Source organism: Roseibium sp., from assembly GCF_965233565.1.
In the GTDB taxonomy this organism is placed as follows: Bacteria; Pseudomonadota; Alphaproteobacteria; order Rhizobiales; family Stappiaceae; genus Roseibium.
The window spans coordinates 1,755,295-1,769,566 of the sequence record NZ_OZ247494.1 but is presented as its reverse complement, the minus strand read 5'-3'; the positions used below and the strand labels follow the sequence as shown (position 1 = coordinate 1,769,566).

General features: G+C 60.9%; 12 protein-coding genes and 1 tRNA gene. 10 read left to right on the top strand and 3 right to left on the bottom strand.

Annotation, left to right across the window (positions count from 1 at the left end):
- Positions 1-191: 191 nt before the first annotated feature.
- From ACO6TG_RS08440 to mnmA, 3 genes are all read right to left on the bottom strand, one after another.
- Positions 192-626 carry a 4'-phosphopantetheinyl transferase superfamily protein gene (locus ACO6TG_RS08440; RefSeq protein ID WP_422377762.1) on the bottom strand — a complete coding sequence of 145 codons (435 nt, stop codon included), beginning with the start codon at positions 624-626 and terminating at the stop codon, positions 192-194.
- A 347-nt stretch (positions 627-973) separates the two neighbouring features.
- A tRNA-Met gene (locus ACO6TG_RS08435) sits at positions 974-1,050 on the bottom strand.
- Positions 1,051-1,165: 115 nt separating this feature from the next.
- Complete coding sequence (gene mnmA / locus ACO6TG_RS08430; RefSeq protein ID WP_422377761.1) at positions 1,166-2,344, bottom strand: tRNA 2-thiouridine(34) synthase MnmA; 1,179 nt, start codon at positions 2,342-2,344, stop codon at positions 1,166-1,168.
- Between the two features lie 351 nt (positions 2,345-2,695).
- Here mnmA and ACO6TG_RS08425 point away from each other — a divergent pair, with 351 nt between their 5' ends.
- From ACO6TG_RS08425 to flhA, 10 genes are all read left to right on the top strand, one after another.
- Positions 2,696-4,699, top strand: coding sequence for a flagellar hook-length control protein FliK (locus ACO6TG_RS08425; protein ID WP_422377760.1), 2,004 nt, complete (start codon positions 2,696-2,698; stop codon positions 4,697-4,699).
- Positions 4,700-4,728: 29 nt separating this feature from the next.
- Positions 4,729-5,388, top strand: coding sequence for a flagellar hook assembly protein FlgD (locus tag ACO6TG_RS08420; protein ID WP_422377759.1), 660 nt, complete (start codon positions 4,729-4,731; stop codon positions 5,386-5,388).
- A 328-nt stretch (positions 5,389-5,716) separates the two neighbouring features.
- The gene (locus tag ACO6TG_RS08415) at positions 5,717-5,992 is read left to right on the top strand and encodes a DUF1153 domain-containing protein (protein WP_008194991.1); all 276 of its coding nucleotides are present in this window, start codon (positions 5,717-5,719) and stop codon (positions 5,990-5,992) included.
- Between the two features lie 120 nt (positions 5,993-6,112).
- A complete protein-coding gene (locus ACO6TG_RS08410; protein WP_422377758.1) occupies positions 6,113-6,499 on the top strand; it encodes an ankyrin repeat domain-containing protein in 387 nt (128 codons plus the stop codon).
- Positions 6,500-6,779: 280 nt separating this feature from the next.
- The gene (gene fliF, locus ACO6TG_RS08405) at positions 6,780-8,396 is read left to right on the top strand and encodes a flagellar basal-body MS-ring/collar protein FliF (protein WP_422377757.1); all 1,617 of its coding nucleotides are present in this window, start codon (positions 6,780-6,782) and stop codon (positions 8,394-8,396) included.
- The gene (fliG, locus tag ACO6TG_RS08400) at positions 8,396-9,445 is read left to right on the top strand and encodes a flagellar motor switch protein FliG (protein ID WP_422377756.1); all 1,050 of its coding nucleotides are present in this window, start codon (positions 8,396-8,398) and stop codon (positions 9,443-9,445) included. The genes fliF and fliG overlap by 1 nt, the downstream gene beginning before the upstream one ends.
- Before the next feature lie 29 nt (positions 9,446-9,474).
- Positions 9,475-10,176, top strand: a complete 702-nt coding sequence (locus tag ACO6TG_RS08395; protein ID WP_422377755.1) for a FliH/SctL family protein — start codon at positions 9,475-9,477, stop codon at positions 10,174-10,176.
- Complete coding sequence (fliN, locus tag ACO6TG_RS08390) at positions 10,173-10,508, top strand: flagellar motor switch protein FliN (RefSeq protein ID WP_094071996.1); 336 nt, start codon at positions 10,173-10,175, stop codon at positions 10,506-10,508. Before ACO6TG_RS08395 ends, fliN begins: the two co-directional genes overlap by 4 nt.
- Positions 10,509-10,520: 12 nt before the next feature.
- Positions 10,521-11,873: a sigma-54-dependent transcriptional regulator gene (locus ACO6TG_RS08385; protein ID WP_422377754.1), complete on the top strand. Its 1,353-nt coding sequence runs from the start codon at positions 10,521-10,523 to the stop codon at positions 11,871-11,873.
- 83 nt (positions 11,874-11,956) lie between these two features.
- Complete coding sequence (flhA, locus tag ACO6TG_RS08380) at positions 11,957-14,152, top strand: flagellar biosynthesis protein FlhA (protein ID WP_422377753.1); 2,196 nt, start codon at positions 11,957-11,959, stop codon at positions 14,150-14,152.
- Positions 14,153-14,272 lie beyond the last annotated feature (120 nt).

The following is a 14,272-nucleotide window of genomic DNA, read 5'->3' as shown; positions in this document are numbered from 1 at the left end:
CATGCGGTGGGTCGCGAAAAATAAATCCACATTATCCGTCGGTCAGAAATAGTTTTTAATACCCTCCCAGCGTGCTGCAATTGGAGAAAATGCTTAGTGATCTTTTCAGAAAAAGTGTTTAAAAACTTATAGTTGCATCAATAGTTGCATCAATGTTTACGCCCTTCAAATTGAGGTTAATGAGGGCGATTTCATGGCCATGTTGCAATTGGTAACTCTGGGTTGTGGTGATTTCTGAAAGTGCGAGCTAACCACCAATTTTTCCGGTAGAAGACGGGCCTGACCGTTTCGTCTGGGGAGGCCGTCAGATCGATTGCCGCAAGATCTTCGGAAAGGCCGCTGCCCACTGCTTTGAAAATGGCTTCCTTGAGACACCAGATCCTCAGGAAGCTCAGTCGTTTCTGGGTTGCGCGATTTGGTGGCCCCTGTGCGCAGGCAGTCCGACAGCTTGTCGGCGAGGGTTCGAGTTTTCTGGGCCGTGCGGGAACCTTGAACACGGGTTCAACCGTATCGGTGCGCAAATACTTGCGCTTTGTGTTCCGGGTCAATCCGATGCGCCGGGAAATCTCCTGGATCGAAAGCTGATCAAGAAAATGCCAGTGTCTGACAACGCTCAACAACGCCATGTCTCTCACTCCGTATTCCTTCACAGAAATCACGCAGGTGTGGGTTTAAACATGGGGCAGTTCTCAGTGTAAAAGCCGGGCCTTAACGGGCTAGGTCTCTGGGAAGATCAGCAGCAAGGGGGCATGATTGGCACAATCAATTTCAGTGACGGTTTCAGCCAGGACACGGCGGTACAGATCACCGAGCGAAGCCTTTCGGTCGCGGAGTTTAGGAAGTGCATGGGGCGAGCACACCTTCGCTTCAACCAGGAAGACTATGTTCACAAAGCCCGCCCAACCCAGTGAGGGTGATATGGCTGCAGGGTCATAGCTTGGGTGGAATTAAATCGGACAAGATCAACTTGGATTGGTAGCGGAGGAGGGACTCGAACCCCCGACACGCGGATTATGATTCCGCTGCTCTAACCGGCTGAGCTACTCCGCCATCCAATGCGCTTCAGGGCCTGGGCGGCCCGCGCAACGTGGGGTGCTTATAGTGAGGCGGCGGGCGGGCGTCAAGCGTTGAATCGATGCCCGTCCGCAAAGTTTTTCAATGTTGCTCAAGCGGCAGAAACCGGGCTTTCGGCTTGTGGAAAATCGATGGTCCAGGTGCCGGTGCGCTCGGTCTTGTCGATCCAGCCGCCGCCGAAAACCCGCGCCGTGTCGTCGTCTGAATCGAAAAAGACGCAGGCCTGGCCCGGCGCCACTCCGGTTTCGGCATTTGCCAGGTCGACAAAGGCCTTGCCGTTCAGGAAGCGCAAGGTGGCAGGTGCCGGTGGCCGGGTGGAGCGCACCTTGGCAAAGAGCTCTATCTCGTCGCCCTCATCCAGCGGCTGATCGCCGATCCAGTTCATGTCCCGAAGCAGGATGGTGCGTGTTGCCAGGGCTTCACGCGGGCCGACCACCACCCGGCGCTCGTCCGGGTCGAGGCGGACCACGTAAAGCGGTTCTCCGGTGGCAACGCCGAGACCGCGGCGCTGGCCGATCGTGTAGTGAATGATGCCTTCATGCCGGCCCAGCACCCGGCCATCCATATGGACTATCTCGCCCGGCTCGGCCGCATTGGGGCGCAGCTTGCGGATTACCTCTGCATAGTCGCCATTCGGCACGAAGCAGATGTCCTGGCTGTCCGGCTTGTTGGCCACCGACAGACCGAACTGTTCAGCCAGGTCCCGCACCTTTGCCTTGGGCATGCCGCCAAGAGGAAAGCGGACAAAGTCCAACTGCTCCTGGGTCGTGGCGAACAGGAAGTAGCTCTGGTCTCGGTCCAGGTCGGTGGGCCGGTAGAGTGCGCGCTTGTTGCCCTGCTGGCTTGAGCGCACATAATGGCCGGTCGCCAGCGCATCTGCGCCGAGATCCTTCGCGGTCTTCAGGAGATCGGTGAACTTGACGGTCTGATTGCAGGAGACGCAGGGGATCGGGGTTTCGCCGGCTATATAGCTGTCGGCAAAGCGGTCCATGACCTGCTCCTTGAAGCGGCTTTCATAATCAAGCACGTAATGCGGGATGCCGATTGTCTCGGCCGCGCGGCGGGCGTCGTGAATGTCGACGCCGGCGCAGCAGGACTTGGCCTTGGCAACCGCGGCACCATGATCGTAAAGCTGAAGCGTGACGCCGATGACGTCATAGCCCTCCGCCTTCATCAGCGCCGCGACGACGGAACTGTCGACGCCGCCGGACATGGCAACGACAACACGCGTATCCTCCGGGCGGCCGGGCAGATCCAGACTGTTTCGCATTTTCAAAGTCTTCCAGAAGTCCTGGCCGGTTCAGCGCTCCGGGCAGTTGCCCCGGGCCGTCCACGCCGATTGCATCGGGAGAGGCTGCGCGCTGATCTCAAGGCCTGTTTCAAAGTTGGCGGCACTATACAGATATGGTCATTCTTTGCCAATTGCCCGCCTGTGCATGGCAGGCACGCTTTGCCCGATCGGCAAACCTTGCCGCCCCTTGAGGGTATGTATTGCGAGGATGTGACTCCTTTCGTCAGGAAAATCAGTCACTTGCAAAGGGGCTTCGGTTGGCCCGCTCCTTGCTTTCTGTCTCGTGACGCAATGTGCCTGCAGCGGCGGGCGAGGATTTCGGGGGCAATCGTGCTGCCATTTGGACTGACAACGGATGTTTCTGCCGGGGCGCTGGCTGCCGGGGGCGGAGGTGCGCTCGGAGCTGCGCCGGCTTCTGGTGGTGTGATCGCCGGTGGAGAAGCGGGCGGTTTCGCGCATGAACTGAAAGCGGTGGCCGGGCAGGCTCTCGCGCAGGACGGAGCCAAGGCCGGGCAGGCCGGGGCGGCGGAAAGCGCTCTGGAAACACTTCAGCTTTTAAAGTCTTCCGCTGAACTGCCGGAGGGGACCGTCCTGCCGCAAGACGCGGTGCCGGAAACCTTGCCCGAAGTGGCAGTGCCGGAGGAAGGCCAGCAGATGCCGGTGGCAGAAGCTGGTGTGGAGGTCGCGGAGACGGATGACGTCAGTCTGCCAGCTACGCCTGCCGGAGAAATTACCCTGGCGGCGTTGGCACCGGCCCATATGGGCGTGGTTATGTCGCCGGCCGTTTCGGCAGGTGCCGCCGTTGTGCCTCAGGTGACTGGGCCTTCAGTCGATACAGGCGCAGGGGGTGCCTTGCCCCAGACCGGCGGACTGGCGGCAGGCGTGGGTGCTGGTGCTGTTTCCGGTGCCGCGCCCGCGACGCCGATACCTGCCCAACCTTCGCAATCGGCTTCTTCAGGAGCGGCATCGCCGGCCACACCTCAGCAAGTTGGCGAAGGTGTGCAAACGGGTCCGCTGTCCCAGTCATCCGGTGAACCTCTTCAACAGGCCACAGCCCCTGCCGGGCGGCGTTGGCAGACCGAGTTGCCGCAAGAATTCCGCGCGCCGACAACGGTTCCCGTCCAGTCGCGGCCCGCCGGACCTGTTCCGACTGTTGAGATGCAACTGCCCGCTGTTGCCACTGCCGGAGCGGCCGGTACGCCGGCAACCGGGGTGAAACCACCGGTGGTGCAGGTAACTGCCGCAGCCCCGGCGCAGCAAACGGTGACCGACACTTCCGGACCAATGACCGGTGGAGCGCCGTCGGCGGTGCTCCAATCGCAGACAGTGGCCGATGTCATGACTAAAGCGCCGTCCGCGCCGGTCCAACAGATTGCCGGCCAGGGTCTCGGGTCCAAGCCGGCTGACGGGCAGGGGGGCGTCACTCAAGCCGCAGGGGCGCCGGCAGCGGCTCCTGCTGTTGTTGCGAATGCGGGGCAGTCCGCGGTCCAGCCCCAGATCCAGATCCCGGCGGCGACGGATGATGCACCCGTGGTGGTCGCGTCCGGGCTGGATGTGGCACTGGATCAGGACATTGATGGAGATGCTCTGCCTCTTAAGCCATTATCTGCTGACACTGCGCCAGCGACCGGCGCCAAGCCTGCGGCTGGAGCGGGGGCGGGAACGGCAGGTTCCGCCAATTCTGACCGTGGATCAAGCGCAGCTCAAAACACAGCTGCCGGCCTGGCGGCGCCTGTTGCCGCAGCTGCCCTGGCTCCAGTCCTGAGTGAGGAAGGCGACCTGCCGCCAGGTGTTCTTGAACTGGAAGCCGGCTCGGAGTTCACGACGGCTACCGTTCGCGGCGGTGACATGAGCGGGGCAATGCGCACGGAAAGCCTGCAGACGCCCAATCAGGCTCAGTCAACGCAGGTGGCCACACAGGTGGCTGCAGAAATTGTCCGGAACCTGAAAAACGGACAGACGCAATTTCAGATGCGGTTCGATCCGCCGGAGCTCGGCCGGGTTGAAGTCAACATGCGGGTCGCCGCCGACGGCAGCGTTCAAGCGCACCTGATCGTCGAGCGGCCGGAAACCCTCGACATGTTCCTCAGGGACCAGCGGGGCCTGGAACGCGCTCTCGAAGCGGCTGGTCTCAATCCGGATTCCGACAATCTGCAGTTCTCGCTGAAGCAGGATGGTGGTCAGGACATGGCCGGGGACCAGGAGAACCGGAACGGTTCGGGCAGTGCTGATGAGGGCTCTGCAGACGGCGCCGGAGATGCAGACCCGGAGGTCAGTGACCGGGTCCGATTGATGCTTGCCGAACAGCGCGGCGGTCTGGACATGAAAGTATAAAGGGGCGGGATCCGTCCCGGGAGTGAAGCATGACCACAATTACTTCATCCACATCTGCGACAACGACGGGCGATGCGGCAAACAGCAGCGCCAGCCTGATCGCGGATTACGAGCTCTTCCTGAGTATCCTGACGACGCAGATCCAGAACCAGGATCCGCTCGATCCATTGGACTCGGCCGAGTACACCAACCAGCTGGTGCAGTATTCCAATGTCGAGCAGGCGATCAAGCAGAACCAGAACCTGGAAGACATCATCGCGACGCTGCAGAGCAATCAAAGCATGAGCTATGTCAGCTATATCGGCAATGAAGTGACGGCGGACGCCTCTACCACGACGCTGACGGGCAGTCAGGCGAGCTGGGCATACGATGTGACCGAGGCGGCGACGGGAACCTTCGAGATCCGCAATTCCAGCGGCGCGGTGGTCTATAGCGGCGATATCGAGCTTGATGCCGGCAGTGGCACGTTCAACTGGGACGGCCGCACCGACAGCGGCCAGCAGGCGGTGGACGGGCTTTATACGATCGCCTTCGACGTGAAGGACTCTTCAAGCCGGCCGGAGACGGTGCGCACGCAGGTGACGGGAGTTGTTGACAGCGTGGACTGGTCCAGCGGCGAGGCAGTGCTGAAGGTCGGCAACCAGGAATTCCCGATCAGCGCCGTGACAAAGGTGTCCAGCCCGTCGTAGCGACAGGTCGATCAGGATAATCCGATCCGAAAAGCCTCGAACCTGTTCGGGGCTTTTTGTTGTCCAACCATCTTCCTGTCTTTTGTGTGTCTGTCGCAATTTTGGATTGAAACCGAATTGCCTCGCAAATTGCATGGGTTAGTAACTATGGTTAACGAATTCATATATCGGTATTTACAATTCGAATGATTATTTTGACGAAACCCTAAATATCATTCACTAAATTTAGATTTTATAGTTAATAAAAACACAACTTTGCTTTAGTCGTTTGTTAAGCGTCATCAGGTAGTCTCAAATCAACCTTGGTCATGGTTAGTGTGAGAGTACAATGACCGAACAGATTCGTTCGCGTGTAAAATATGTCATCGGCCCCGATGGAAGCCCGCTTACCATTGCGGACCTTCCGCCGACCTCCACCAAACGGTGGGTCATCCGGCGCAAGGCGGAAGTGGTTGCGGCGGTTCGAGGGGGACTCCTGTCCCTGGAAGAGGCTTGCCAGAGATACACTTTGACGGTTGAGGAATTCCTCTCCTGGCAGAGTTCGATCGAAAAGCATGGGCTTGCCGGCCTCAGGGCCACACGGATCCAGCAATACCGGAACTGACCGGAACACATTTGGATGGAGCGGCGCGGATGGCGCGCCGTTGAAGGGTCGGCTCAGCCGGCCTTTTTTATTGAACAGCAGAAACCCTGTCCTCCAGTTTTCTTGGCGAAAGCGTTTTCCATGTCCAGAAGACCCAAACGACGCGCCAGTCTCCAGGAGATCCTCGCCTCCTGTTCCGAAACGCTCTTCCCGGCAGAGATGGGGGCGGCGGAGGTCCGTCTCGACAGCCGCGGCGCCGATGGGGACACGCCGCTGCATGTCATGCTCTGGCGGGACGATACATATTCTGCCCTGGAGCTCATACGTGCCGGTGCGGACGTCAACGCCGTCGGCGACATGTCCGAGACGCCTTTGCATGTTGCGATCTCCAGGCAAAATCTCAAGATTATCGAGGCGCTGCTGGAGGCGGGAGCAAACACGTCGCTGGTCTCGGAGTTTGGCGACACGCCACTTGGCAAGGCGGAAGCGGTTGGTGGAGATGTCCAGCGCCTGCTTCGGGGCCGTTGATTGTCAGCGCCAATACTCCCGCTGATTTGCGCTGCGCGGTGCCGGCTGACCTCAACGGAACTTATCCAAAAATTAATCAGGTAGGCAGTTTTTCCCCACCTGAGTTGCGTTTTGCATTATATGAATTCGCAGAAATCCGCCGATCCCGGAATGCGGGAAAGGGTTTGTTAACCACTTGTTAACCCTCTGGGCGGCAAATTTTGCCCATCGAAGGTGTGGTATGCCGAGCCGACTCCAACAATAACGGCTTTAGGCATGTTTCAGATGCGGGCGGGCATTCGTGAACGGACTAACTGAATTCATTAGAACACTGGGACCGGCACGTATCGCCGCGATGGGCGCGGTTGCGGCTATCCTGATCGGCGTGTTCGCGTTTATCATTTTCCGTGTCACAGCCCCTCAGATGACGACGCTCTACAATGAGCTGACCCTTGAAGATTCCGCGGCCATCGTGACCCAGCTGGAAAGCCAGGGAGTGCAGTTCCAGCTCAAGCGCGAAGGCTCCACCATTCTTGTGTCCAAGGAGCAGGTTGCCCGGCTTAGAATGCAGCTTGCTGCAGAAGGTCTGCCGACCGGCGGGTCCATCGGCTACGAGATCTTTGACCGGACCGATACGCTGGGGGCCACCAGTTTCGTTCAGAACATCAATCACCTGCGCGCCATGGAAGGCGAGTTGTCACGCACGATCGGTTCGCTCGATCGCATTCGGGCCGCCCGCGTTCATCTGGTCATCCCGGAGCGGCAACTGTTCCAGCGGGACCGCCGTCCGCCTTCGGCCTCCATCGTGCTGAATGTGCGCGGTGCGCTGGGTCCTGGCGAAATCCGCGCCGTGCAGCACCTCGTGGCAACGGCTGTTGACGGGCTTGATCCGGATCGGGTGTCGATTGTCGATGAGAGCGGTCGCTTGCTCGCCTCGGGTGTCGGTAATGACGAAGACGGCATGGTTTCGGCCTCGTTGCAGGAACGCACGGTCGCCGTCGAAAGCCGGTTGCGCAACCAGATTGAGGAAATTCTGAATTCCGTGGTTGGTCCGGGACGTGCGCGGGTCCGCGTCAACGCGGAAGTGGATTACAACCGGCTGACCGAAACCACGGAGACCTTCGACCCGGAAGGCCAGGTCGTGCGTTCGACCCAGACCAAGGAAGAAGCAAGCTCGGCGGTGTCGCGGAACGGTCAGGTGACTGTGGGTAACCAGCAGCCCAACGCAAATGCGCAAGAGGATGGCGGCGGCGAGCGGGATACTTCGACGCTGACCGAAGAAATCACCAATTACGAGATTTCCAGGTCGACGCGGACCGAAGTGGTCGAAGCCGGTCAGGTGCGCCGACTGTCCGTTGCGGTGCTGGTGGACGGCACGTATCAGCCGGATGGCAGCGGAAACAATGTCTATACGCCGCGTTCCCAGGAGACGCTGGATCGTATCGCGGTTCTGGTCCGCTCGGCCGTCGGCTTCGACGCGACACGCGGTGACAGCGTGGAAGTGGTCAATCTGCAGTTCGCCCTGCCGCCCCAGGACGACCTCCTGGCCGAGCCGGACGGACTGTTTGAATTCACAAGGGACGACATCATCCGGTTCGCCGAACTCGGTGTCCTGTTCCTGATCGCGGTTCTGTTGCTGCTGTTCGTGGTCCGCCCGCTGCTGCGCCGCATCGTGACACCGGAAGAAAAACAGCCGCAGGAACTGATGATCGGACCGGACGGTACGCTGGTGGTTGAAACCGAAGTGCCGAAGGATGAGCCGGAAGAAGACGAGTTTGTTATTGAATGGCTTGAGCAGGCCAAACAGGAAGGCGCCATGCAGGCGAGTTCGATCGCAAAGGTCGGCGGCATGATCTCGGATCATCCGACGGAAGCGGTGAACATTGTTCGCGGCTGGCTGGATGAGCAGGCAGCCTGATGGTAAGCGATCAACTCCAGAAACAGCTCCAGGTCAGCGCAGAGCACGAAGATCGTGAGCTGAAGGGTGCCGAACGGGCAGCCGTCCTGCTGCTGGCGCTTGGTGAGCAGCATGGTGCGCCGATCTGGGAGAAGCTGGACGAAATCGAAGTGCGCCAGGTGTCGGCTGCCATGGCCAATCTGGGGCCGGTCACGCCGAACATGCTGGAGGACCTGTTCAAGGATTTCGTGCGCCGTGTCAGTTCCACCGGGGCGCTGACCGGCAACGTGGATGCAACCGAACGTCTTCTGGCCAGCTTCCTGCCCGGTGACAAGGTCTCCATCATCATGGAGGAGATCCGCGGACCGGCAGGCCGCAACATGTGGGAGAAGCTCTCCAATGTGCAGGAGAACGTTCTCGCCAACTATCTGAAGAACGAATATCCGCAAACCGTTGCGGTGGTGCTGTCGAAGATCAACTCGGACCATGCCGCGCGTGTTCTGGGTATCCTGCCGGAAGAGCTGGCGCTCGAAGTCGTCAGCCGGATGCTGCGCATGGATGCCGTTCAAAAGGAAGTTCTGGAGAAGGTCGAGCAGACGCTCCGTGTCGAGTTCATGTCGAACCTCACCAACACGTCGCGCCGGGACAGTCACGAGATGATGGCCGACATCTTCAACAATTTCGACCGGCAGACAGAGGCCCGGTTCCTGGCCGCGCTGGAAGAGGACAACCGCGAGGCGGCGGACCGGATCAAGACGCTGATGTTCACCTTCGACGATCTGCTCAAGCTCGACGCGGCAAGCTGCCAGACGCTGCTGCGCCATGTGGAGAAGGACCAGCTGGCGATCGCCCTGAAGGGCTCGACCGACACGGCGCGGGAATTCTTCTTCGGCAATATGTCCTCGCGCGCAGCCAAGCTTCTGCAGGACGACATGGATGCGCTTGGACCTGTACGCCTTAGAGACGTGGACGAGGCACAGACCAGCATGGTCAACAAGGCCAAGGACCTGGCGGCCAAGGGCGAGATCATGATCTCCAAGTCCAAGGGCGATGACGAGATTATCTATTGATGCGGCAAGCGGCGCGTAGCGGAAACAGAATGGGCAGTATGAGCAACCCGTCGAAATTCCTGTTCAATGTCGACTTCTCCGAACCGGAGGAGCCGGAGGTGGTTGCTCCGCCCGAACCGGAAATTCCGATGATCCCGGTTTCCGAGCACAAGAAGCTTCTGAAGGAGGCTCAGGCCAAGGCGTTCGAGGAAGGCCGGGTCAAGGCCCTTCAGGACCTGCAGACCAAGCAGGAGACGCTGCTGACGGAGGAGGTCGGTCATCTCGTGCGGGCAGTGGGGCAGGTGCTGGAGACACTGGACGAGGTCCAGGCCGCCCGGGAGCAGGATGCGATTAGCCTGTCATTTCTTGTGGCTAGACGCCTGTGCGCCCACCTGATTGCCCGCCAGCCGCTGGCCGAAACGGTGGCGTTGGTGTCAGAATGTCTGGGGCCCTTGCGCAAGGCGCCGCATCTTGTCATCCGCATCGCGGAAAAGGATGTCGAGGCGCTGAAAGCCCAGGTAGACCCGATCGTGCATGAAAAGGGGTTCGAGGGACGCCTGGTGATCCTCGGAGAGCCTGAAATCAGCCGGGGCGATTGCCATATCGAATGGGCCGATGGTGGCATCCGGCGGGACCGGAAAGCGCTGGAAGGCGAGATCGACACGAGTATCCGCGCCTATTTGCGGGCGCGCAGTTCAGAAAAACGCGGAACTCCGTCGGACAAGCCGGCGGAAAAGGACACTGACGCATGAGCGACGAACAGGATACCAACATTCCGCTCGACGAGCTGGAAGCTCCCGAGCGTCACGCAGATGACGGTGAGGTTCTCGGACCGCAATCCGCGGCCGATCTGGAGGCCGTGTTTGATGTCCCGGTCCGGATTTCCGCGGTGCTCGGGCATTCCCGCATGCATGTCTCGGATCTCTTGAAGCTGGCCTCCGGCACGGTGCTGGAACTCGACCGCAAGGTCGGTGAGGCCATCGACATTTACGTGAACAACCGTCTGGTTGCCCGCGGCGAAGTTGTCCTTGTGGAAGACAAGCTCGGCGTGACCATGACGGAAATCATCAAGACGGATCGATAGGAAACAGCACGGATGCGTCTGTTAATAGTCGGAACCCTCGGCGGTCAGCTGACCACCGCTTCGAAGATCGCCATGCAGAGCGGGGCGCAGGTCACCCATGCGGACGATGTCGAAGGGGCCCTGAAGGTTCTCAGATCGGGCCGCGGCGCGGACCTTCTGATGGTCGAGGTGCATCTCGACATTGCCGGCCTGATCCAGAAACTTCAGGACGAAAGGGTCCACGTTCCGGTCGTTGCCTGTGGCATCGAGACCGATGCCCAGGCGGCCGTTTCGGCGATCCGGGCCGGCGCGAAGGAATATATCCCGCTGCCGCCGGATCCGGAAATGATCGCGGCCGTTCTGGCGGCGGTCGCCCAGGAACGCGGCGACCTGATTTACCGCGACGAGGCGATGGCCACCGTGGTCAAGCTGGCCGAGCAGGTGGCGCCCTCTGAAGCCTCCGTTTTGATCACCGGCGAATCCGGCACGGGCAAGGAAGTCATCGCCCGCCACGTGCACAAATGTTCGAACCGGGCCTCGAAACCCTTCATTTCGATCAACTGCGCCGCGATCCCGGAACATCTGCTGGAATCTGAATTGTTCGGCCACGAGAAGGGCGCCTTTACCGGGGCCGTGGCACGGCGGATCGGCAAATTCGAGGAAGCCGACGGCGGCACGCTGCTCCTGGACGAGATTTCCGAGATGGATGTGCGGCTGCAGGCCAAGTTGCTGCGCGCGATCCAGGAACGGATGATCGACCGCGTCGGCGGCACACGTCCGGTTCCGGTGAATATCCGCATCCTGGCCACCTCCAACCGGGATCTGGCCGAAACCGTGCGGCAGGGCCAGTTTCGCGAAGATCTCCTGTTCCGGCTGAATGTCGTCAATCTGAAACTGCCGGCTCTGCGGGAGCGTCCGGCCGACATCATGGAACTCGCAGGCTTCTTCATCTCCCATTATTCGGAGGCCAACGGCGTGCCGGTGCGTCCGCTGTCGGCCGAGGCGCGTCAGGCGCTGATGAGCAATCCGTGGCCCGGGAACGTCCGCGAACTGGAAAACACCATGCACCGGGCCATTCTCCTGGCAAACGGTGCTGAAATCGGCGTTGAGGCGATCCGCATGCCCGACGGCTCTCCACTGACCGTCTCCAGAGGCCCTGCAGAACGGGCGGCGCAAACCGCGGAAGCTGTGACACGATCCTTTGTCGGCCGCACGGTTGCCGACGTGGAGCGGGACCTCATCCTGGACACGCTGGACCATTGTCTGGGCAACCGGACCCATGCAGCGAAAATTCTGGGTATCTCGATCCGGACGCTGCGCAACAAGCTGAATCAATATACCGATGAAGGTATCAGCGTGCCCGGGCCTGGCGAAGCCCGCACATAAGCTTTCGGGCCCGGATAGGGCCCGGACCAGAGGACGCAGCGCCGCTTCAGGACGGATGGCGCAGGTAAGGAACTGAAATCGGAATGTCGGACACGGCGGCAGACGGACAAGGTGGTGCAGGCGGGCCGAAAGGCCCGGGTGGCGCTGCGCCGGGCCAGCAGGCGGCTGCACCGCAGACCGGCGGCGGGGTGTCCGGTTTCCCGAGCGTTGCGGAGCTGATCGATACCCTGAAGAAGGGCGATATCGGTCTTGCCACCGGCATTCTCGTCATCCTGACGCTGCTGATCCTGCCGATGCCTCCCGTGATGCTGGACATGTTCCTGGCGGTGTCGATCATCTTCTCGGTCCTGATCCTGATGACGGGCCTGTTCATCCAGAAACCGCTGGAATTCTCGTCCTTCCCGACGGTGCTCCTGATCGCGACGATGCTGCGGCTTGGCCTGAACATCGCCTCGACCCGCCTGATCCTGTCGAACGGCCACGAGGGGACCGCGGCCGCCGGCAACGTCATCCAGTCCTTCGGCAACCTCGTGATGGGCGGGAACTTTGTCATCGGGATCATCGTCTTCGCGATCCTGGTGATCGTGAACTTCGTGGTCATCACCAAGGGTTCCGGCCGTATCGCGGAAGTCGCCGCCCGCTTCACCCTGGACGCCATGCCGGGCAAGCAGATGGCAATCGACGCGGATCTCTCAGCTGGCCTCATCGATGAGGCGGAAGCCAAGTCACGGCGCAAGGCGCTGGAAGACGAAAGCTCCTTCTTCGGCGCTATGGACGGTGCCTCGAAATTCGTGCGCGGCGATGCCATTGCCGGCCTGCTGATCACCTTCATCAACATTCTTGGCGGCATCTTCATCGGCGTTGCCCAGATGGAGCTGAGCTTCTCCGAAGCGGCCAACAACTACACGCTGCTGACCATCGGTGACGGCCTTGTCTCGCAGATCCCTGCGCTGATCGTCTCGACCGCGGCCGGCCTGCTGGTCTCCAAGGCCGGGGTGCATGGTGCTGCCGACAAGGCGCTGACGGCTCAGTTCACGGGCTATCCGAAGGCACTTGGCATGTCCGCGGCCGTGATGGTGATCCTGGCGCTGCTGCCGGGCATGCCGATGATCCCGTTTTTCGGTCTGGCCGGTGTTGCCGGTTATCTTGCCTACAGGGTTGGCACGCAGAAGAAACAGGAAGCGGCCAAGGCGGCACAGGTGAAGGCAATCGAGACCGCTCCGCCGCCGCCGCCGGAACCGCCGATCACCGATGCGCTCAAGATGGACGAACTGCGCATCGAACTGGGCTATGCGCTGCTGCCGCTGATCAACGGCAAGGCCACCAGCGAGGGCGATGTCCTGACCGAGCAGATCAAGGCGTTGCGTCGCCAGGTCGCCGGCGACATGGGCGTGATCATGCCGCCCGTACGCATTCTCGACAACATCCAGCTCGGCGCCAACGACTATGTCATCAAGGTCAAGGAAGTCGAGGCCGGGCGCGGGGTGCTCTACCCGAACCACTTCATGGTCATGGATCCGGCCGGTGGCCAGGTCAAATTGCCGGGCACGCACACGACCGAACCGACCTTCGGACTGCCGGCCACCTGGGTGGAGGCCCAGTATCGCGAGGACGCGTCCCTGCGCGGATATACAGTGGTTGACCCGGCCACCGTGCTGTCGACCCATCTGACAGAGACCATCAAGGCCAATATTTCCGAACTCCTGACCTATGGCGATGTTCAGAAACTGCTGAAGGAGCTGCAGGGCGAACAGGCCAAGCTGGTGGAAGATCTGATCCCGTCGCAGATCACCGTCTCCGGTATCCAGCGCGTCTTGCAGACGCTGCTCAACGAGCGCATTTCGGTGCGCGATCTCGGCACGATCCTGGAAGGCGTGTCGGAGGCGACCGGCATGACCCGCAACACGGACACCATTGCCGAACATGTGCGCACGCGCCTTGGCCGCCAGATCTGCGCGTCCAACTTGTCGCCCGGCGGCTATCTGCCGCTGATCGCCCTGTCGCCGCAATGGGAACAGGCCTTCCTGGAGGCGATCGTGGGCGAGGGCGACGACCGCCAGCTCGCCATGCAGCCGAGCAAGCTGCAGGAGTTTGTCGGCCGCGTGCGCGATGCCTTCGAGGAGGCCGCCCAGCAGGGCGAGGTGCCTGTGCTCCTGACCTCGCCGCAGACACGGCCCTTCGTCCGCTCCATCGTCGAGCGCTTCCGGGCCCACACCACCATCATGAGCCAGGCCGAAGTCCACCCGCGCATCAAGCTGAAGACGATCGGCTCGATCTAGAGCATTTTCCGACCAAATTGGTGCATTCTGCCGGAGCCAGTTTGGTCCAAGACCAAGGGAGCTGACGAAGAGCGTGCTGGCGGCACGGTCGAGACAGCTTCCGCGGGCATTGGGCCGCAC